We start from the raw sequence: 19,844 nt of genomic DNA, 5'->3' as shown, positions 1-19,844 counted from the left end.
GGACAACTCATCAGCTGCGCGTGGAAGGATAGGGAGCGTGCGCACTTCCCTCGCTGGCCTGACTGGCCTTCTCGCGGTCCTGTCCGCCATCGGCGCCTCCATCTCCGGCTGGCTGGCCCGCCACCTCGTGGGCCAGGACGGGTTCCAGCAGCTCTCCGGCCCCATTGCCTCCGACGACGCTGTGCAGTCCAACCTCGCCGCCGCGGCCACTGACCTGGCCACCGCCCGCGCTGTGGAGGTCTTCCCGCTCCTGGACATGTTCCGGGCCAAGATTGCCGAGATCATCCGAGGGGCCCTTGACGGGCTCTTCTCGCAGGACCAGTTCCTCACCGCCGCGCACGCGGTCCTCATGTCCGGGCATGCCTCGGCGTTCAGCAGTGGCCACGGGCTGAGCTTCGACATGCGCCCGCTCGCGCAGCTGGGCCTGGACTCGGTGACGCGGAACTTCGGGCAGACCGTCCCGCTCGACACGCCCCTCGCCGTCGACGTGCCCACGCCGTCCCTCTGGGGCCACAACCTCTTCAGCCTGCTCGACGCATGGTCCGGGTGGTGGGCGTGGCTGCTGCCGCTCGCCCTCGTGCTCGGCGCTGCGACGGTCTACGTGGCGCGCCGGCGCGGGCTCGCGCTCTCGCTCATGGGGGCCGGGCTCATCGCGGGCGCCGTCGTCGGCCGAGCAGTAGGCGACCACGTGCCCGGGTGGCTCGCGGGCACCGTCCCGGGAGGAGGGCTCGGCGCGCTCCTCGTGCAGAAGCTGGGGGAGCAGGCCGTGCCGAGCATCCAGGCGGAGGCGCTGTGGCTCGCCGGGGCCGGGGCCGTCCTCGTGCTCATCGGCGTGGGGGTTGGGCTGAGGGCGAAGGAACGGCGGCACCCGTACGTCACCGCCTAGACTTGACCGGAGAGTCTTCCCGATCGACAGGCACCGGAACCATGACTGACACGACCACCGTTTCCCTCGGGCTTCCCCCCATGCCCCGCACCCGGGCATCCCGCGCGGAGATCGACGCAGCCCGGACCAACGCCGGCCCCCAGCGCGTCCTCCTCGCGGCCCCCCGCGGGTACTGCGCCGGTGTGGACCGTGCCGTGATCGCCGTGGAGAAGGCCCTTGAGCACTACGGCCCGCCCGTGTACGTGCGCAAGCAGATCGTCCACAACAAGCACGTCGTCGAGACGCTCGAGGCCAAGGGTGCCGTGTTCGTCGAGGAGACGGACGAGGTGCCTGAAGGGGCCATGCTGGTGTTCTCGGCTCACGGCGTCTCGCCTGCCGTGGTCAACGCCGCCGAAGAGCGCGGCCTGCAGACCATCGACGCCACGTGCCCCCTCGTCACCAAGGTCCACCGCGAGGCCGTCAGGTTCGCGAAGAACGACTACGAGATCCTCCTCATCGGCCACGAGGGCCACGAGGAGGTCGAGGGCACGTACGGCGAGGCACCCGAGGCCACCCAGATCGTCAACAGCCCCGAGGAAGCCGAGACCATCCAGGTCAAGAACCCGGACCGCCTCATCTGGCTCTCCCAGACCACGCTCTCCGTGGACGAGACCATGGAGACCGTCCGCCGGCTCCGCAAGCGGTTCCCCAACCTCCAGGACCCGCCCTCGGACGACATCTGCTACGCGACGAGCAACCGCCAGGCCGCCATCAAGAAGATTGCCCCGCAGGCGGACCTCGTCATCGTGGTCGGCTCCGCGAACTCCTCCAATTCCGTGCGCCTCGTTGAGGTGGCTCTCGAGTACGGCGCCAAGGCTGCGTACCGCGTGGACTTCGCGCACCAGGTGGACGAGTCCTGGTTCGTCGACGCGCAGACCGTGGGCGTCACGTCCGGCGCGTCCGTCCCCGAGGTCCTCGTCCGCGACGTCCTCAGCCTGCTCTCCGAGTACGGGTACACGGACGTGGAAGAAGTGGTCGAGGCCGAGGAGGACATCCTGTTCTCCCTGCCGAAGGAGCTGCGCGCCACGCTCAAGGCCCACGGGGACGAGTCCCGCGGCCTCGGTGGACGCGGCGTCCGCCCGCGCGCCTAGGGTCAATGCTCTGTAGCCAGGAGGCGCGCCCGTGCCGCTGACGATGGCGCACCCGCTCGCCGTCGTGCCGCTTCGGCGCACGCGGCTCATCTTCCCCGCGCTGGTCATCGGGGCGATGGTCCCGGACCTGCCGCACTTCATCCCTACGCCGTGGATCTACGTGTATTCGCATGCCCTCATCGGCGTGGTGACCGTGGACGTGGCCGCCGCGCTCGCGGTGCTGTGGCTGTGGGAGCGCGTGCTCTTCCCGGCCTATGACGCGGTGGTGCCCACGGCGTGGAAGCGGTGGGCGGAGCCGGGGGCCCGCCGAAGCCTGCGCTGGTGGTGCTACGCGGCCCCCTCGGCCGCCATTGGCGCCTGGACTCACGTGGCCTGGGACGTGTTCACGCACGACACCTCCTTCCTCGCTCAGGAAGGCGGGCCCCTCACCGTCCAGCTGGGGCCCGCGCCCGTCTACACCTGGCTCCAGTACGGCAGCTCCGTGGTGGGGGCTGCGGCGCTGGCGGTCTGGTGCGCGCGGCGCTGGCGCGCGTCCCGGGTCGTTCGGCGCGACGCCGCCCCGCTCGTCTTCGACACCGAGACCGACCGGGCCCTGCTCGTCTGGGCTCCCGTCACCGTGGGCCTCGTCATGGCGGCGTGGCGCGTGCTGGTGGTGGCCATCGCAGGGGCATCCGGCTTCCGCGCCTATATCTTCGGCGGGGTCACGTGGGCGACGACGGGGGCCGCCGCGACAGCCCTCCTCATGGCCGCAGGGTGGCGGCTCGCGGTGGAGGCCCGCCGGCGGTAAGGCGCCGTTGCCGAACCACGTCATCGTTGGTCAAACCACGCCGCCTTTGGCGGGATCCAGCCCCGGAAACGCGTCTCGATCCGTGCGTGGATGTTTTGGAGTTGACGCAGTTTGACCGGGGTCCGAGCAGCTCGCGCGAGGCTCTTCGCTTGCGGTGGTGCGCCGTCCCCAGGAAACTGGCGGGGAAGTCTCAGGCGTCATTCATTGCACGTTCATGTGTTCTATATAACATGATGGTATGACTGAGAGGTCACCCGGACGGAACCCCGTGCGGAACGCATCGCGAAAGGAGCGATCCATGTCCCAGTTCTTCCGACGACTGCTCGCTGGCGCCGCCGTGGCCGCGGCGGCGACCACCACCCTCGCAGTGCCGGCCGAGGCGGCGCTCTCTGACTGCCCACCTGGCGCTGTCTGCTTTTGGAACGACGCCAATTTCTCCGGCTCATTGAACTGGCGTTGGGGCGGTCAGGGTCTTCAGAACATCTCCTGGTGGAACAGCGATGAGTTGTCTTCCTACTACAACAACAGCGGCTACAACGCCGCGTTCTATGACCACAGCAACGGGCGAGGGGCGTGCTGGACGATGTGGAGCGGTCAAGCCGTCGCTTATGTGGGCGACTGGGCTAACGACCGCGCCTCTTCCTGGCGGATGGATCGGGGCTGCTAGCGGTCTCAATTGACGCTCTGCTGCAGCGGGGCAGCCTCCGCCAGGGTTGCCCCGCCGTCCACACCTGAGGAAAGGACGCCATGATCACGTGCACTTCCGTTTCCAAGTCCTATGGCTCGGGCCAGCACGCCGTCCCCGTTCTGCGGGGCGTCTCGCTGGACCTCCCCAAGGGCTCCTTCACCGCGCTCATGGGCGTCAGCGGCTCCGGGAAGAGCACCCTCATCCGCATCCTCGCCGGGCTCGAGAGCGCGGACGAGGGGCAGGTCACGGTGGCCGGCCGCGAGCTCTCCGCCCTGAAGCCGCGCCAGCGCAGCGCGATCCGCCTCGAGGCCGTGGGCGTCGTCTTCCAGGAGCACCTCCTGCTGCCGGAGCTCTCGGCCGTCGAGAACGTGGAGCTGCCCCTGCGCGGGCGCGGATTCTCCCGTGCCGAGGCCCGCAAGGATGCATTGGAAGGGCTGGAATTCTTCGGCCTGGCGGAGCTCGCGGACCGCTTCCCGGATGAGATCTCGGGTGGGCAGAAGCAGCGCGTCGGGATTGCCCGGGCTCTCGTCGGCGGCCGCACAGTGATCCTCGCGGACGAGCCGACCGGCGCATTGGACCGCGGTTCCGCGCGCGTCGTTTTCGAGACCTTCCGCCGTGCGGCCGACGAGGGCGTCACCGTACTCGTCGCCACGCACGACCCGCTCGTCGGTGACTGGGCCGATGCCACGGTCCACCTCGTTGATGGCGAGGTCGAGGCCGCCTGATGTCCGCCGTCCCGCCCGCGCCGCAGTGGCCACCAGCGCAGAGTCCCTGGCTCTACCTGCTGGGCCTCGGCGCGCGCTTGAGGCTCCGGACACCGGCCGTCATCGGCCTTGTTGTCTACAGCGTTGCCATGGCAGTTCTGGGGACGACGCTGCACCTCGTCGCCGCGACCCGCACGTCCTTCGAGCAGGTGCGAGCCGCGGCGGTCGGCGCCTACGACCACGTCGTCATGATCCCGGGCTCGCAATGCGCGTCCGGCGGCGTCTGCGCCACGCCGGACGCCGTCGAGCGTTTGGCCCGCGAGGCCGGGGCGCAGGAGGCGCGCGCCCACCTCGAATTGCCCGTGCGTCTCGCGGGGCGCGAGGTGAACGCCATCCTCACGGAGGCGGAGTGGACGGATGAGACCCACCCCGAGCGGTACCGCCTCATCGAGGGGCGGTGGCCCCAAGCCGTCACGGAGATTGCCGTGCCTCCCGGGTGGCCCCACAAGACAGGGGAGACCGTGACGCTCGCGGGTGGCGGGGGAACATTCACGGTCGTGGGGATCGTGGACAACGTCTTCGTCAACGGCGACGACGCGGCCGTATACGGCGCACCCGGCTCGACATCGCGGGTGCACGCCGCACTCGCGCGCCGCCCGGGGCTCCTGCCCTCCCCGTCAGCGACGATCCGGTTCACTGCGGAGGCGCCGGACGAGGTCCTCGAACGGGTGATCGCCGCGGTGGCGCGGACGAGCCCGCACAAGCCGGCAGAGGTCAAGGAAGACATCGCTCCGTCCTTCGAGTCCTTCCCTCGCGGGCGCACGGACACCTGGGTGGCCCGCCTCAATGCCATGAAACCCGTGCTCGGGTGGGGGCCGCTGGTCATGGTCCCCCTCGTCTTCGCCTGGGGCGCGAGCGGGATCGGGGCCCGCAGATTCTCGGAGGCCTGCCGGTCGGCTGAGATGAACGGCCTGCCCCGCCGGGGGCTGATCGCCAGCGGCGAGGGGCTCTGGATGCTCGGGATCCTCGGTGCGGGTGGACTGGCCCTCGTGGCAGGAGACGCAGCGGGAATGGCCCTCCGCGGGGTCCTCGAACCGATTGCGGACAGCCCGCTCAGCGCCCCCATGCCTGTGGGCCCCCTTGTGGGCATCGCGCTGGGGGCTGCGGTGCTCGGCGTCCTGCCGACGGCTCTGACTCGCAGAACGTCTGACGGCGCGGCCCGGCGGGGTGGATGGGCGGCCAAGGCGGCGGCGGTTGTGAGTCCCCGCCGGGTGACCGGAGCGCTGGCCCTCGGAGCGGCTGCGTGCGGGGCGTGGCTCGCGGTGGAGTACCCGGGGCTCTCGCGAGTGTCCGAGGTTCAACGATGGGCCGTGGTTGCCACCGTGGCCTGCGCCCTGGCGGCAGGGGCGGCGTTCTCGTGCCTGACGGATCGCAAGGGCCGGCTGCCGAGGGTGCTGACCATGGCGCTACGACGGGCCAACCGCGAGTCGGCCGTCGGCGCACTGACGGTCGCGGTCGTCGTCGCCGCATCAGCCGTGCCGCTCAGTGTGGGCGTCACGGCGGCCATCTCGCAGATGCTGACCGCGCGCGTCATGACGCCGCCCGTGCTGGAGGGACAGGTCCGGGTGACCGCGGTGGACCAGCTGAAGGCAGAGGTCTCTGAAGCTGACCGGAAGGCGCTCGAAGCCGCGACCGGAATGCGCGGGCCCGTGCACGTCCGCAGCATCGTGCTCTGGGCTCCCCCTGATGAGGAGCGGAGGCAGTACCTCAATGGCACCCCGTCCGCGGTGGAGAGTGCCGAGGACCTCGAACGCCTCATCCAGCGCGCGTTGACACCGCGAGAACGCGAGGTGTTCCACAGCGGCGGGATCCTCGTGCCTGAGGGGCAGGCGGAGCGGCTCGTCGCAGACGGTCAAGAGGTCGAGGTCGAGGTGCGTCAGCGCATGCGTCAGATGCCCGGCCAACGGCCTCAGCCCGAGACCAGCCCCCCGCGGATCCAGAAGCTGGTGAGCACGCCGCTCAGCGGGGTCGTGGCATACAGGGCAGACGTCTACCGGGTCATGGGGTTCGTCAGCATGGACGCCGTCCGCCGGTCCGGGTGGGAGATCCGTGAGTCTCAGTACGTGTACACGGACCAGCCTCGGGCGGCGACTGACGCGGCCAAGCGCGCGCACCTGGACGGCCTCTTCCCCCACTTGAGAATTTCCACGCACAGGGCGGTGAACACATCCACGTTCCCGCCTGAAGTCGCCCTCGCGCACCGTGTCCTGACGGGGCTCTTGGTCGTGGTGATGTTTGGGCTCTCGATGCACATCGTCGCTGAGACTCGGCCCATGGCGCGGGCCCTGGACAGCATCGGGCTGGGCGGGCGTGCGCGGGCGGGCCTCGTGTTCACCTCGGTGGGCCTCATGGCCGGGCTGCCTGCGCTCGTGGGGCACGTCGTGGCGCTCGCAGGGGCCGCCCTCGCCTACCGCCCCGTCATGCCCCACGACAACGTCCTCCTCATGGCTCGGAACGACGTGGGCACGAGCCTGGCTGTCTGCCTCGCGGTCGCGCTCCTGGCCCCGGCCGTGGCGCTCGCGGTGGAGGCCCGCCGGCGGTGAGGTGCTGGCCCGCGCCTACAGCCACCCGTTCTCGCGGGCGGCGCGGGCCGCCTCGAACCGGTTCCCGGCGCCCGTCTTGGCGATGATCGAGGACATGTGGTTCCGCACCGTGCCGAGTGACAGGGACACCGCCGCCGCCACGTCCACGAGCGGCTGCCCGAACTCGGCGGCCCGGAGCACCTCCGTCTCCCGCTCCGTCAAGGGGGAGTCCCCCGCGAAGAGGGACGCCTCGGCAAGCTGCGGGTCGATGACGCGCAGGCCCCGGTGGACGCGGCGCACCGCGTCCGCGAGCCGTTCCGCCGGCGCATCCTTGACCATGAACCCGCTTGCCCCGGCCGCGAGGGCCCGCTTGAGGTACCCGGGCCGCCCGAACGTCGTCACGATGAGCACCCGGCACCCAAGCCCCGCGTCTCGGATCTGCGCGGCTGCCTCGATCCCGTCGATCCCCGGCATCTCAATGTCCAGCAGCGCAACATCCGGGCGGGCCTCACGCACAAGCCCGAGCACCTCGTCCCCGCGGGAGGCCTCGGCCACGACCTCAATGTCCTCCTCGAGCGTCAGCAGCGCCGCGAGGGCGCCGCGGACGAGGGCCTGGTCATCGGCCAGGAGCAGCCTGATCGGTTCTGTCATGGCTCCATCCTCACGGTGAGTCGCGTTCCTGTCCTGGCGCCCGGGGCCAGCTCAAGCTGCCCGCCCGCCGATTCGACGCGCGACCTCAGCCCCTCGAGCCCGTTGCCCCAGGCCGCCCCGTCAAGGCCCACGCCGTCATCCACGATGCTCAGCTCCTCCGGCTGGATGGAGATCTCGCACCGCCTCGCCCCCGAATGCCGCAGGACGTTGGTCACGGCCTCGCGGAGCGCCCAGGCGAAGAGCGCCGCGTGTGGCGTCGTCGTCCCCTCGCCCCTGACCGTGGCGCGGATTCCCGCGCTCTGAAGCGCAGCGCGAGCCCCGGACAGCGCGGAGGCGAGGTCAGGGGAGCGGAGGTCGGTGACGGTGGAGCGGACCTCGGCGAGGGCCTCGCGGCTGATGCGCGAAATGTCCTCGAGCTCGGCGCGGGCGCGTGCGGGGTCCGCGTCCACGAGCCGGGACGCGAGCTCGGATTTCACGGCGAGGACGGAGAGCGAGTGCCCCAGGAGGTCGTGGACGTCGCGGCTGATGCGGTGGCGCTCCTGGAGGACGTCCACGCGGCGCTGGGCGGCCACCCGCTGGTCTGAGGCGTGCTCGGCCAGGCGCCCCGCAAAGACGCACACCACGCCAATTCCCGGGCCCACAATGGCCCACGCGCTGCCCACCTCGCCGAGGCGTCCGCTGAGGAGGGCGACGACGGCGCCTGCGGCCACAACACCCCCGACGATCCAGGGAGCCCGCCGCATGGGGGAGTGGAAGAGGAGGAGCGCCGCAAAATACGGGGCGAGAGAGAGTGCGGCGAGGGACGCCGCGGGCCAGATCAGGGCCGCCAGGACAAGCTCGACGGCGACGAATGCGGCCGTCCGCCGGTCCAGGGCCCGCAACGCGGAGGCGTGCTGGGCGGCCGCCCCGGGCGCGGTGCTCGCAGGCGATGCCGCCGCGGGTTCCCTGGCGGCGAGGGCCGGTTCCCGGAACGCGGCCACGTAGACGAGCGCGAAGAGGGCAAGCCCCGCGTAGGCCAGGAGCTTGTGGCCCTGGGGTGCCCCGCTGGATGCGACGGCGACCGTGGGGATGAAGAGGAAGACGAGCCAGATGGAGGCGAATGCAACAGTGGACGCGCGGCCGTCTGACCGGGCTGGGCGAGTCCGCGTGGTGTTCATGATGACTCCGATCGTAGTGCGGGTGGTCGGCGGGGTGGGGATCGGTGGGGCGGTGCGCCCGCTGGGGGTGGGGCTGGGGACGGGGCAGTGGGCTGGCCGTGCCGGTCAGCGGCGGCCGGCGCGGCGGCGGAACGCGGCCGCGGCGAGGGCGCCCAGGATGATGACCCAGGCGACGGTGTTGAGGATGAGGGCCCAGAGGGGGTCGTTCCCCATCGTGGCGCCGTTGGGAATGTCTCCGCGGGTCACGGGATAGGCGGCCAGACCCCGGATGCCGTAGAGCGGCGTGAGGCGGCCGATGTCCAGGAGGGTGCCGCTCAGCGGGGCGAAGAGGTTTCCGAGGAACGCCCACAGGACGAGGCTGCCTGAGGCGATGCCTGGCGCGGCCTCGGAGGAGAACGTCATGCCGATCGCCAGGCCGTAGAGCGAGAAGACCGTCGAGAGAATCCAGGCGAGAAATGCGGTGGCGGCCCACTGGGAGAGCGGCATCTTCGAGCCCATGAAGGCACCCAAAATAAACACGGTGGCCACGGGGAGCGCGGCGAGGCACAGGCACGTGAGGGCCTTGACGAGCGCGTACTGGCCCGGGCGAAGCGCCGTGAGACGCAGCTGGCGGCCCCACCCGTGGCTCATTTCCACGGCGGAGGACGCCGCGATGGACGTCGAATTCACGACCGCCCCGTAGAGGGCCATGCCGATCATGATCGTGGCGGCGATGTTGCCGTCGTGAACGGGCACGTCCTTGTAGTCCTGCGTTCCGCCGAAAACGATGAACATGAAGGCGGGCAACAGGATGCTGAAGAGGATCTGGAAAATGTTGCGGACCGCGCGGGCCAGCTCCAGGCGGAGATAAGCGAAGAGATTCATGGGATTCCTCAGGGTGAGTTCGGCGGGGTGATTGGTGTGGGTGCCTAATTGGCGGTGGGCTCGGTCAGCCCCTCGCCCGTCAGGCGCATGAACGCGTCCTCGAGGCTGGCGGGGCGGACCTCGAGCCGGGACGCCGTCGTCGTGGTCAGGAGCGCCCGGGCCAGGGCGTCAGGGTCCTGAGAGGAGAAGAGGACGCGCCCGCCCCTGCGCTCCTCGGAGACGACCCCGGGGAGGCCGCCGGTGGCTGCGCCCTCCGGGAGGTCGCAGCTGACGAGGCTGCCGCCGCCCAGCGCGCGCAGTTCGGAGACCGTTCCGTCCGCCACGATTCGGCCGCGGGCCATGAGGACGACCCGGTCCGCGAACGACTCGGCCTCCTCCAGATAGTGCGTGGCGAAGAGGACGGTGCGGCCGCTGGCGGCCTGCTCGCGCATGGACGCCCAGAAGTCGCGGCGCGCGGTGACGTCCATGCCGGCCGTGGGCTCGTCGAGGACCAAGAGGTCCGGGTCCGGGAGGAGCGCCAGGGCGAACTTGAGGCGCTGCTGCTGGCCGCCCGAGCACTTCGAGACGCGGCGGCCCGCGATCTCCGTGATGCCGGCCCGCTCCATGGCCTCGTCCACGCCGATGGTGCTGCGGTGGAGGGCCGCAATGGTGGTGACGGTTTCCCGCACCGTGGCGTCCGGGAGGAGGCCACCCGTCTGGAGGAGGGCGGAGACGCGGCCCGCGCGGATCGCAGACACGGGGCTGGCCCCGAAGACCTCCACCGACCCCGCGTCTGGCTCCGTCTGGCCGAGGAGGAGGTCCAGGGTGGTGGTCTTGCCCGCGCCGTTGGGGCCGAGGAGGGCGACGACCTCGCCAGGGGCGACCGTCAGGGACACGTCCTTGACGGCCTCGACGCGGCGGGAGGTCTTGGTGGCGAAGCTCTTGGCGACGCCGGTGATGCGGATGGTCGGGGCGCCGGCGGATTCGAGAAGGCTGTTCATGTCATCAACTCTCCGGCGGCGGAGGCCCGCGCGGGCAGGGGGCTGCGTCACGAGTTGTGGGTGACGAATGTCAGGGGGACGGGGTGCGGCGGCTGCGTCGTCGTGCGCATCAAGGGCGAGCGGAAGGCGAGCCGGTAGGATGAGGTTCCGTGGCTCTTACTATCGGAATCGTCGGACTGCCCAACGTCGGCAAGTCAACCCTGTTCAACGCGCTGACGCGCCAGACCGTGCTCGCCGCGAACTATCCGTTCGCGACGATCGAGCCGAATGTCGGCGTGGTGAGCCTGCCGGATGAACGGCTCGGAAAGCTGGCCGAAATCTTCGGCTCGCAGACGATTCTCCCCGCGACCGTCTCCTTCGTGGATATCGCCGGCATTGTGCGCGGCGCGTCCGAGGGCGAGGGGCTCGGAAACCAGTTCCTTGCGAACATCCGCGAGGCCGCGGCCATTGCCCAGGTTGTGCGCGTCTTTGAGGATCCCGACGTCATTCACGTTGACGGCAAGGTTGATCCCGCCTCTGACCGCGAGACCATCAACACCGAGCTCATCCTCGCGGACCTCCAGACCGTGGAAAAGGCCATTCCGCGCGTGGAGAAGGAAGTGAAGATCAAGAAGCGTGACGCGGCCGAGCTCCAGGCGCTCCAGGGAGCGCTCGCGGTCCTCGAGCGCGGCGACACCGTTTTCTCCGCCGTTTCCTCCGGCGAGTTGGACATGGAATTCCTCCGGGAACTCGGTCTTCTCACCGCCAAGCCCTTCATCTACGTCTTCAATGTGGACGACGCCGTGCTTGGCAGCAAGGGAAAGCAGCAGGAACTCCGGGAGCTCGTGGCGCCGGCCGAGGCCGTGTTCCTCGACGCAAAGCTTGAGGCCGACCTCGTGGAGCTCTCGGAAGAAGAGGCCCGCGAAATGCTGGAAATGAACGGTCAGACCGAGTCCGGTCTGGACCAGCTCGCGCGCGTCGGATTCCGGACGCTCGGCCTCCAGACGTACCTCACGGCGGGGCCCAAGGAAGCGCGCGCCTGGACCATTCAGGTGGGCGACACCGCACCCCAGGCCGCTGGCGTCATCCACTCCGACTTTGAGCGGGGCTTCATCAAGGCCGAGGTCGTCTCGTTCGAGGACCTCGTGGCGGCCGGGTCCAAGGCCGACGCGAAGGCCCAGGGCAAGGTCCGCATGGAAGGCAAGGACTACGTCATGCAGGACGGCGACGTAGTGGAGTTCCGGTTTAACGTGTAGGTCGGCAAGCTCGAGGTGCTGAAAAGTGCGACGCCCGGCGATGAAGGAGTCTGATCCGTGTCCAGACTGACTGAGTTATTACGGCAGGCTCGAAAAGTTGACCCCCAGCTCGGGGCTGACCTGGAGGCCGAGGTTGTTGAGTTGATTAAGCGCCGTACCTTTGGTCTGGTTTTCGAGCCGCACCAGCCTGAGGCTGTCGAGCTCCCCGGTCGACCTGTACGCCGAGGCGACAAGGTGCGGGTGCTACCGCCTCGGGGGACCGCTGTACAGAGCGATCATCGGCTCTGGCGCGCCGTGCGGGTCGAGCGGGTGAACGGGCAGCGTGTGGTCCACCTTGTCGAGCTCGACGCCGATGAGCCCGATACCCGTGCTGAGATCGAGGATGCCCTTGTGGTCGTCGCAGAGTTCCGAGACCGCATCTACCCGGGCCTCGTTGAGACAGGTCGCGTCGAGCATGCGCCGAGTAAGCCCTTCCACACGGTGATCAACGCCGAGAACTATCACGCGCTCGAAATGCTGACCTACACGCACCAGGAGTCGGTCGACCTCATCTACATCGACCCGCCCTACAACACTGGCGGGAAGTTCGCATGGCTGTACAACGACGACTACGTGGACGCAGACGACGACTACCAGCACTCGAAGTGGCTGGCCTTCATGGATCGTCGGCTACGTATCGCGCGCGAGTTGCTCAAGCCCAGCGGGGCGATCATGGTGTCGATCGGTGACGACGAGCAGCACCGGTTGCGGATGCTGATGGAGCAGATCTTCGGCGTTGAGAACCATGTAGCCCAACTGGCGGTAGAGATGTCCACGACATCCGGGCCGAAGACGACGAACGCGCAGCAGGGCACGATCGTCAAGAATGTTGAGTACGTGCTGATCTACCGGAAGTCTCCGGCGTTCGACATCGAGGTTAGGCACACACCGCTCTATGACGGCATCGAGAAGTGGGATGCCAACTACCCACTGTGGCTAAACGATGACGGCACCACCGAGTCGCTGTACCAGAGGCTCGATGAGGAACCGTCTGTGCGCGCAGACATCGAGCGCTTCGAACTCGTTCGCAAGACCGGCAAGCTCAAGGGGACCTTCATCGGAGCTCCGGGGATGGACTTACTCCTCTCAGCGTCGGCGGCTGCGCGAGAGTTCATCCTCAGCAACCTGACTCGCATTGGGCGCACTGATACGCCGCCGGTCTCGGGGAGGAGCGTTGACGTCCCGATCGGACGATGGGTTGAGCACCAGACCGATGGGCGCACGTATCGGCTCACGCGCTCCGGAAAAGGTAAGGTCTGGCAGCTCTACACGCTGGACCGGAACTACCGGTTGTCCGATGACTACCTGCCACGCTTCGGTAGGACAGTGATCCGCGGCGATCTCTGGCGAGGTTTCCACTCCGACATGGGGCACGTCTCGAACGAGGGAGGCGTCGGGTTCGCAAACGGTAAGAAGCCGATTCGCCTCATCAAGCAGCTCGTCAAGTGGGCGAACAATTCGCCCGACGCGGTCATCCTCGACTTTTTCGCGGGTTCCGGCACCACGGCACACGCGGTCGCGGCGATGAATGCAGAGGACGGTGGGAGCCGCCGCTCGATCATCGTCACGAACAATGAATTGAGCAAGGCCGATCGAAAGGTATTGGCTGCTGCCGGGCATCGTGCAGGCGACCCGGAGTGGGAAGCGCTGGGCGTGTTCGAGTCGAAGACGAAACCCAGGCTTCTGAACGCCTTCAGCGAGACCGCTGCCAACGCTGAGTTCTTCAACCTCACATACGAGGCACCGCTGTCGGTGCGCCACAACCGCGCGTTCGAACGCATCGCGCCGATGCTGTGGCTGCGTGCCGGCTCGCGCGGCCGGATCATCACCGAGCTGGGGGACGCGGGCTGGGACGTGGCAGAGGCGTACGGAGTCCTGACCGACCTCGACCGCTCGAGCCAGTTCACGGCTGCGGTCGCAGCGACCGAGGGTGTGGTGAACGCGTTCATCGTCACCGACGACGACTCCGCTTTCCAGATGGTGTGCCGCGAGCTGCCCGATGGCGTCTCCCCGGTCCGCCTCTACGAGAGCTACCTGCAGAACTTCGAGATCAACACAGGAAGGACCCTGTAGTGGAGTACACGCTGAAGGACTACCAGGCCGAGGCCGTCCGTGACGTGCTGCGGAACCTGGACCGTGCGCGCGACTCCTACCGTCGCTACGGCGCGCTCTCGCAGTTCTCACTGAGCGCCACGACAGGTGCTGGAAAGACCGTCATGGCCGCCGCTGTGATCGAATCGCTCTTCTTCGGCAACGACGAGTTCGACGTGGCCGGTGACCCGGGCGCCGTCGTGCTGTGGTTCTCGGACGACCCGGCGTTGAACGAGCAGTCGCGTGCGCGTATCCAGGCAGCGGCCAGCGAGCTCGACCATCGACTGCGGGTCGTGCCAACGACATTCGCCGAGCCGACCTTTCGGCCAGGTAACGTCTACTTCCTCAATACCCAGAAGCTGAGTAAGAACTCGCGCCTGGTCAAGGGTGCACCGGATGCCAGCGGCGATAATACGCTGCCAGGTCTCGAGCCTCGCCCCGACGAGGTTCAGTCTTCAATCTACGACACGATCACGAACACGATCGTCAACGAAGATCTGACGCTCTACCTCGTGCTGGACGAGGCGCACCGCGGCATGGGCACGCGCGCACGCGAACGGTCCACCATCGTGCAACGACTAATCAACGGCCAGGGCAGCGTGCCTGCGATGCCGGTCGTCTTCGGCATCTCCGCCACGGTTGAGCGGTTCGAGAGCGCGATGAAGGACGCCAAGGGCCGTGACGCCCTGCCGTCGGTACAGGTGGACTCCGCGCTGGTGCAGGCGTCAGGGCTCCTCAAGGACGACATCGCGCTGTCGATCCCTGCCGAGGACGGCGCGTTCGAGACCGTGCTGCTGACCAAAGCCGTAGAGAAGATCAAGGCCTCCGAGAGCGCGTGGCAGGACTATGCGCGCGAGCAGGGCGAGTCCGAAGCCGTTCGCCCACTGCTGGTGGTCCAGGTCGGGGACAAGCCCTCGCAGGAGACCCTCACCCGGACACTGGACACGATCCACGAGGCCTGGCCGGAGCTGCCCTATGACGCCGTGGCGAACGTCTTCGGCGAGCACACGGACCTGACCATCGGACAGCAGGTCGTGCCGTACATCGAACCGCAGCGGGTCCAGGACGCCACGCACGTACGTGTGCTGCTCGCCAAGAGCGCGATCTCGACCGGCTGGGACTGCCCGCGCGCCGAGGTGCTCGTCTCATTCCGTCCCGCCAGGGACCGTACGCACATCACACAGTTGCTCGGACGGATGATGCGCACACCGCTCGCCCGGCGCATCCCCGGTAACGAACTGCTCAACTCGGTAGACTGCCTGCTACCGCTCTTCGATCGCAAGACCGCCACCGGAGTCGCGGAACTGCTGATGAAGGGCGCGACGAGCAAGGACGCCGACGAAGGAGAGGACGGCGGCGGAGGCCTCGGGCGCCGAGTGCTGTTCGACCCAATCCCGCTGTACCCGAACCCGGCGATCGGCCAGGCAGTGTGGGAGCGCTTCGCAGCCATCCCGTCGGTGACAATCCCCAAAAAGAACGTCAAACCCATCCGTCGGCTCACCGCCCTGGCGACGGCGCTCTCGAAGGACCACCTCGTGGACGAGGCTGTAGAGAAGGCGCACAGGCATCTCCATGCCGTGCTCGACGGTCGTGCCGTCCAGTACCGGGAGAAGCTTGAGAATGCGCGCGAAGACGTGCTCACGATGGAGGGCGAGGAAGTCCGCGGCAGAGTCGGTGGCGGGTTCTCCTATCGCGCGTTCTCCGTGAGTGCCGACCCTCGCGCCATCGAGGACTACTACCGCACAGCCACGCGGATATTGAGTCCATCGCTGTGCTCGTCCTACGTCGACCACCTCGTCGGGCCGGACGGAGACGAGGACGACCTCCTCGAAGCGCACATCACCGTCGCCTCACTCGGCCGAGTACACGAGATCGCCCAGGCGGTCGAGCACGAGGCCGATGCTCTGTCCCGCGAGTGGCTCACGCGCACCCGCGTGGCACGAAAGGGACTGAGCGACGAACGCCAGGCCGATTACGACGGGCTGGAGTCGATGTCGACGACGCCCGAACCGATCACACTCTTCGTTCCGAAGAACGGCCAGGCTGACACCAAGGTGCGTCATCCCGACGGCACTGAGGAGGACCTGCCCACCCGCGAGATGCACCTGCTCGCTGCGGACGACGGCACGGTTCCGATCACGTTGAACGAGTGGGAGCGTAAGGTCCTCGATTCCGAGGCCGCCCAGCCGGGTTTTCAAGGCTGGTACCGCAATCCCGACCGCGCCACGAAGGAATCTCTCGCGGTGGCCTACAAAGACGAGATGGAGGACTGGAAGGCGCTACGCCCGGACTTCCTGTTCTTCGGAACCAACCACGACGGCAGCGTCGCTGTGGACCTCGTAGACCCACACGGCCATCATCTCTCCGATGCACTGCCGAAACTGCGAGGCCTCGCGGCCTTCGCCGAGCGCTTCGCAGATGACTTCCGCCGCATCGAGTCCGTGGCCGAAACGGGCGGTGTGCTCCGGGTCCTGGACATCACGAAACCGAGTGTACGCGAGTCGATCCGCGGTGCCGAGAGCGCTAGGGCGTTGTACGAGTCGGAAGTGGCCAGTGACTACTGATTGTGACGCCCGGTTCATGTCTTTTCCTGGGGATGACAAAGCGGGATACAGATGAGCGGTCCAGAACCAGCATGGTCACCCGCCGTGATGGCAGAAGTGGCAGCAGTCTTGGGTGACACTGACAACGGGCTCACAGGCCGGGAGATCGGTGATCTCTTGGCCCGTCTTCGCATGCAGGATCCGACTCCTGGCGCGACCAAGAGGATTCGCCTCACCGAGGCCTTCGTCTTGGCGCAGAACCGATTCGGGAATCCGAAGCGGATCATCACCTTCATCGTGGCAGCTATGGAGCCGGTCCAATATCGGGGCCAACCCGATCTCTTCACGCTCCGCCAGGACCGGCTTAATGAGCATCTCGCATTCGTCGGGCTGAGGGTTAACGATAAGGGCATAGTGGTTCGCGGCGCGAAAGCGCAGACGCTGGACGAGGCGTCCCGTGTCGCCACCTCAATCCGTGACGAGCTGCTGCGACGGAAGACCCATCCCGAGGTCCTCCGGTACTGCTCGGTGGAGGTGCTGAAGAAAGCACACTTTCACGCCTGTCTGGAAGCGGTCAAGAGTATATTCGAGCGGCTGCGGAAGACCACAGGCGCCCAGGGGGACGGGGCGGCTCTTGTTGATGCAGCGCTTGCCCTCGGCAAGACTGGCGTGCCGGTACTGGCGATTAATGAGCTGGGGACTCAGACTGAGCGTGATGAGCAGACGGGGGTGGCGAACCTGATCAAAGGGCTCGGCGGACTCTATCGCAATCCGACGGCTCACGATCCGCGGTTGAACCGGTCTATGAACGACGACGAGCTGCTTGAGGTCCTAACGCTGGTCTCGATGGTCCATCGAAGGCTCGATTGCGCACGCATCACCGACGGAGGCCTGTAGTGACAGGAGACAGGAATGACAGCTGCGGGGTTGACACCGACGACGAAGGCACCCCGCAGGCCGGGGGAAGGAGTCACGATCGGTTGAGCCGGGTGGAGGGTCTCGCTCGGGTTCGTGGCTTTCGCCTCCCGCCAGTGTTCGCCCAGTCCCTTTTCCCCAACTTGAGTGATGCCTTGGCCAGGATCGTCACGCCCCTACAGGACCCCATTCGATGGGAGGTGCCCGATCTCAGCGCCCTTGCCCGCCGAACCCTTGCCCCGATGAACGAGCGTCACCAACAGCAGATGGCCTCAATCGTCGCCAGCCTCCCAACTTTCTCGGTGCCACCGCTCGACCTGCCCGCGCTGCGTGCTCCGGTTTTCAGTCCTGCGACCCAGGAGATTCTGGGGAGGGTCTTCGAGCAGAACGCGAGGACTATGGAGGGGTTGAGAGCGTCCCTCGGTTCGTTCTTCGATCCGGAGGCACTCCACGGTCTCAACCGCGCTCTGTTACCCCCCAACCTCAAGGGGCATGCAGACGAGATTTGGGCGAATGAAGTTCAAGATTTCGTTGAGCAAGAGGGTATCCCGCTTTACCTCGTGCCGCGGGGGCGGACAGCCCTGCGGTTGCTGCGGGCAAAGGATCGAGCAGGACGTCGACGGGTGCTCGGCGACTGCTACGAGTCGCTCATGGAGGATTGTTCCGCCGTGCTGGAACGTGTAGGCCACGAGACGATCAAAGATGAATTGAGCTTCGCCCTCGACGGTCTCGGGGCCATGCGGGCCGGTCACTTTCGTTCAGCTCAGGCTATGTTCACCGTCACGTTAGACACGCTGATCTATCGCTTCTATCCCGACATGAAGGCCCGGAAGGCCATCACGAATCGCAAAAAGGGCGCTGATGTACCCGAAACGATCGACGAGATGGGCATCCGAGACGCGCTCGTGTGGTTGCCTATCTGGAACGCACACGAGGCATTCTGGAAGGACAAAGGCGACAAGGTGCCGTATTACTATTCGCGCCATGCTAGTGTCCACGGCGTATCCTCGCGCCAATTCAATCGGCGCAATTGCATTCAAGCCTTAATGCTAGTCACCAGTCTTCTTGGATACGTTGACCAGGGTGCATTAGAATTCCGAAATAGACCGTCCATGTGAAGTCAGATCAACGAATGGGCTGCTCTTTCTTAGCCCTCGTCTGCTACAGGCTCGCTGTCTGATCAGGTGGTTCTCGCTATTCTGTCTATGCCAAGGCTGGGGCCATGAAAATGTGGACGGTTTGGATATTAGCGCGCTACGATGTTGAGTTTGCCGTTGGCTATGTAGGAGGAAGGTGCTTGTTCGGCGGACTGCCGCAGGCGCGACGCGTCGGATGGGATCAACGCGGCAGCTCTTCTCCGAGTGATGAGACGTCGATCTGATTTTCTGTAACCTGCCCCAATATAGCGACATTGGGGTTACGTCTATATTGACAATATCTTTACTTTAAATGCCCGGCGGTGACCCCTACAACTATTGTCGGCCCCGTGCGTATTGTGCTGGCCGCCTTCGACCAGTCGTCCTTGCTTCAATAGCCTACGTCGCGGCCTCATATGTCTAGAGGGCCAATGCGGTCTCTGCTTCCTCGAGTATTGCTGCGATGTCGCTGTTGCTGAGGGCATCCATGAAGAAAATCTTGCGTCCGATCTTATATAGAGACGTGCCCATAATCACGCCCCGGCATCGGTCTGCGATCCAGAAACGATCGTGAAAGTCTTTGGATCCCACTACGCGGATCTCGGTGTCGCCGCGCGCCGCCGTAAGCTGAGTGAGCACCGCATGACGAACGTCTGCGTGCGAAACGTCCTCGTCCACGATAGCGATGAGCTCCGCGCCGTTGGCAAGGAGTGGAGCGATAAGGCTGGCTACGGACTGCGAGTAGGCGTCGATGTCGTTGCGGGCGCTACGTGTGAAGAGGTACGGGTCAGTGATGATGAGCTCGACTTGCGGGGCCAAGCGCCCCAGGCGTTCTGCAACGTATTGCATGGCCTGTGGGGCGGAAGCCTTGGGAGAGACGTCTTCCTGCAGTTGGGTGAGCCGGAGGAAGGCGCTCGGGCCGTCCTCGCGCAGTTGATGCTGTACCTTTTCAAGGGTATAACCCCGCTTCCGGATTGTCATGGCATACCCAAGCGTCTCCGCGAAGCGCGCGATGCGGAACAAGTCTGAATGCGAAGGCCCTGGCACGAACCCGAAAGCAACTTGTTCGTCCTGCATGTAAACCTCGTTGGCCGCATCCATGACTCCATCGTGCCATGTTGGAACAATCAGCAGGCGGAGCACCTCGCGGACGCCAGTCAGGAGGATTGGCCCCACGGTGCCTGGCGGTTCGCTGAGCCGGGTGACGGAGACCGAGCGCACGTGCTGGCACTGGGTCGCCGGTGGGGCGCTGAAGTGGTTGTCGTCGTCGGTCTCGATATGCACCTTCGCTCCGCTGGAACGAATGGGCCGGGACCGAGATACTACCTGCATCACGTTGGGTTCATCGAGTATTCCACCGCTGGCGATCACGACTTCAGCGGGCTGCCCGACCCCTGTTCGGCCGACGGCGAGGTGACAAAGTCGGCTTCAGTGAGGTCACTCAAGTCCAGCATCG

Annotated in this window: 15 protein-coding genes and 1 pseudogene; 11 read left to right on the top strand and 5 right to left on the bottom strand. The window is 66.8% G+C overall.

Translation table 11 applies throughout. The features are described from left to right. Positions 1-37 precede the first annotated feature (37 nt). The 6 genes from J2S35_RS02555 to J2S35_RS02530 all read left to right on the top strand — a co-directional run bounded on the left by J2S35_RS02555 (position 38) and on the right by J2S35_RS02530 (position 6,798). On the top strand, positions 38-886 hold the full coding sequence (locus tag J2S35_RS02555; RefSeq protein WP_309849494.1) for a hypothetical protein: 849 nt from the start codon (positions 38-40) through the stop codon (positions 884-886). Between the two features lie 41 nt (positions 887-927). Further along, positions 928-2,016, top strand: a complete 1,089-nt coding sequence (locus J2S35_RS02550; RefSeq protein ID WP_309849491.1) for a 4-hydroxy-3-methylbut-2-enyl diphosphate reductase — start codon at positions 928-930, stop codon at positions 2,014-2,016. Positions 2,017-2,047: 31 nt separating this feature from the next. Continuing rightward, entirely contained in the window at positions 2,048-2,803 is a 756-nt protein-coding gene (locus tag J2S35_RS02545) for a DUF4184 family protein (protein WP_309849489.1), read from the top strand. Between the two features lie 298 nt (positions 2,804-3,101). Next, positions 3,102-3,470 (top strand): peptidase inhibitor family I36 protein, encoded by a 369-nt coding sequence (locus tag J2S35_RS02540; RefSeq protein ID WP_309849486.1) that lies wholly within the window; start codon positions 3,102-3,104, stop codon positions 3,468-3,470. An 80-nt stretch (positions 3,471-3,550) separates the two neighbouring features. Next, complete coding sequence (locus tag J2S35_RS02535; protein WP_309849484.1) at positions 3,551-4,216, top strand: ABC transporter ATP-binding protein; 666 nt, start codon at positions 3,551-3,553, stop codon at positions 4,214-4,216. Beyond that, positions 4,216-6,798 (top strand): hypothetical protein, encoded by a 2,583-nt coding sequence (locus J2S35_RS02530; RefSeq protein ID WP_309849481.1) that lies wholly within the window; start codon positions 4,216-4,218, stop codon positions 6,796-6,798. Before J2S35_RS02535 ends, J2S35_RS02530 begins: the two co-directional genes overlap by 1 nt. A gap of 15 nt (positions 6,799-6,813) precedes the next feature. Here J2S35_RS02530 and J2S35_RS02525 read toward each other — a convergent pair whose 3' ends face one another. The 4 genes and pseudogenes from J2S35_RS02525 to J2S35_RS02510 all read right to left on the bottom strand — a co-directional run. After that, positions 6,814-7,428, bottom strand: coding sequence for a response regulator transcription factor (locus J2S35_RS02525; RefSeq protein WP_309849478.1), 615 nt, complete (start codon positions 7,426-7,428; stop codon positions 6,814-6,816). After that, positions 7,425-8,585, bottom strand: coding sequence for a sensor histidine kinase (locus tag J2S35_RS02520; protein ID WP_309849477.1), 1,161 nt, complete (start codon positions 8,583-8,585; stop codon positions 7,425-7,427). The genes J2S35_RS02525 and J2S35_RS02520 overlap by 4 nt, the downstream gene beginning before the upstream one ends. Positions 8,586-8,690: 105 nt before the next feature. After that, positions 8,691-9,449 (bottom strand): ABC transporter permease, encoded by a 759-nt coding sequence (locus tag J2S35_RS02515; RefSeq protein ID WP_309849475.1) that lies wholly within the window; start codon positions 9,447-9,449, stop codon positions 8,691-8,693. Between the two features lie 44 nt (positions 9,450-9,493). After that, a pseudogene (locus J2S35_RS02510) lies at positions 9,494-10,321 on the bottom strand (ATP-binding cassette domain-containing protein); the annotation flags it as partial. 257 nt (positions 10,322-10,578) lie between these two features. Between J2S35_RS02510 and ychF the strand changes: the two are divergent. The 5 genes from ychF (at position 10,579) to J2S35_RS02485 (ending at position 18,370) form a co-directional block, all read left to right on the top strand. Continuing rightward, positions 10,579-11,664: a redox-regulated ATPase YchF gene (gene ychF, locus J2S35_RS02505; RefSeq protein ID WP_309849470.1), complete on the top strand. Its 1,086-nt coding sequence runs from the start codon at positions 10,579-10,581 to the stop codon at positions 11,662-11,664. Between the two features lie 57 nt (positions 11,665-11,721). Next, the gene (locus J2S35_RS02500) at positions 11,722-13,776 is read left to right on the top strand and encodes a site-specific DNA-methyltransferase (protein WP_309849467.1); all 2,055 of its coding nucleotides are present in this window, start codon (positions 11,722-11,724) and stop codon (positions 13,774-13,776) included. Next, positions 13,776-16,358: a DEAD/DEAH box helicase gene (locus J2S35_RS02495; protein WP_309849466.1), complete on the top strand. Its 2,583-nt coding sequence runs from the start codon at positions 13,776-13,778 to the stop codon at positions 16,356-16,358. Before J2S35_RS02500 ends, J2S35_RS02495 begins: the two co-directional genes overlap by 1 nt. 87 nt (positions 16,359-16,445) lie before the next feature. Then, positions 16,446-17,234 carry a TIGR02391 family protein gene (locus tag J2S35_RS02490; protein ID WP_309849464.1) on the top strand — a complete coding sequence of 263 codons (789 nt, stop codon included), beginning with the start codon at positions 16,446-16,448 and terminating at the stop codon, positions 17,232-17,234. A 218-nt stretch (positions 17,235-17,452) separates the two neighbouring features. Further along, positions 17,453-18,370 carry a hypothetical protein gene (locus J2S35_RS02485; RefSeq protein ID WP_309849462.1) on the top strand — a complete coding sequence of 306 codons (918 nt, stop codon included), beginning with the start codon at positions 17,453-17,455 and terminating at the stop codon, positions 18,368-18,370. Positions 18,371-18,808: 438 nt separating this feature from the next. Here J2S35_RS02485 and J2S35_RS02480 read toward each other — a convergent pair whose 3' ends face one another. Then, complete coding sequence (locus J2S35_RS02480) at positions 18,809-19,672, bottom strand: hypothetical protein (protein WP_309849460.1); 864 nt, start codon at positions 19,670-19,672, stop codon at positions 18,809-18,811. Positions 19,673-19,844: the final 172 nt, after the last annotated feature.

This window comes from Falsarthrobacter nasiphocae (assembly GCF_031456275.1).
GTDB lineage: Bacteria > Actinomycetota > Actinomycetes > Actinomycetales > Micrococcaceae > Falsarthrobacter > Falsarthrobacter nasiphocae.
The sequence above is the reverse complement of the archived record's forward strand: the minus strand, read 5'-3'. Positions and strand labels throughout refer to the sequence as shown.

Bases quoted from the DNA above. Each gene is read 5' to 3' on its own strand.
- J2S35_RS02535 (WP_309849484.1), top strand. From the start codon at position 3,551: ATGATCACGTGCACTTCCGTTTCCAAGTCCTATGGCTCGGGCCAGCAC.
- J2S35_RS02530 (WP_309849481.1), top strand. From the start codon at position 4,216: ATGTCCGCCGTCCCGCCCGCGCCGCAGTGGCCACCAGCGCAGAGTCCC.
- J2S35_RS02515 (WP_309849475.1), bottom strand. From the start codon at position 9,449: ATGAATCTCTTCGCTTATCTCCGCCTGGAGCTGGCCCGCGCGGTCCGC.
- J2S35_RS02525 (WP_309849478.1), bottom strand. From the start codon at position 7,428: ATGACAGAACCGATCAGGCTGCTCCTGGCCGATGACCAGGCCCTCGTC.
- J2S35_RS02520 (WP_309849477.1), bottom strand. From the start codon at position 8,585: ATGAACACCACGCGGACTCGCCCAGCCCGGTCAGACGGCCGCGCGTCC.
- J2S35_RS02540 (WP_309849486.1), top strand. From the start codon at position 3,102: ATGTCCCAGTTCTTCCGACGACTGCTCGCTGGCGCCGCCGTGGCCGCG.
- J2S35_RS02490 (WP_309849464.1), top strand. From the start codon at position 16,446: ATGGCAGAAGTGGCAGCAGTCTTGGGTGACACTGACAACGGGCTCACA.
- J2S35_RS02550 (WP_309849491.1), top strand. From the start codon at position 928: ATGACTGACACGACCACCGTTTCCCTCGGGCTTCCCCCCATGCCCCGC.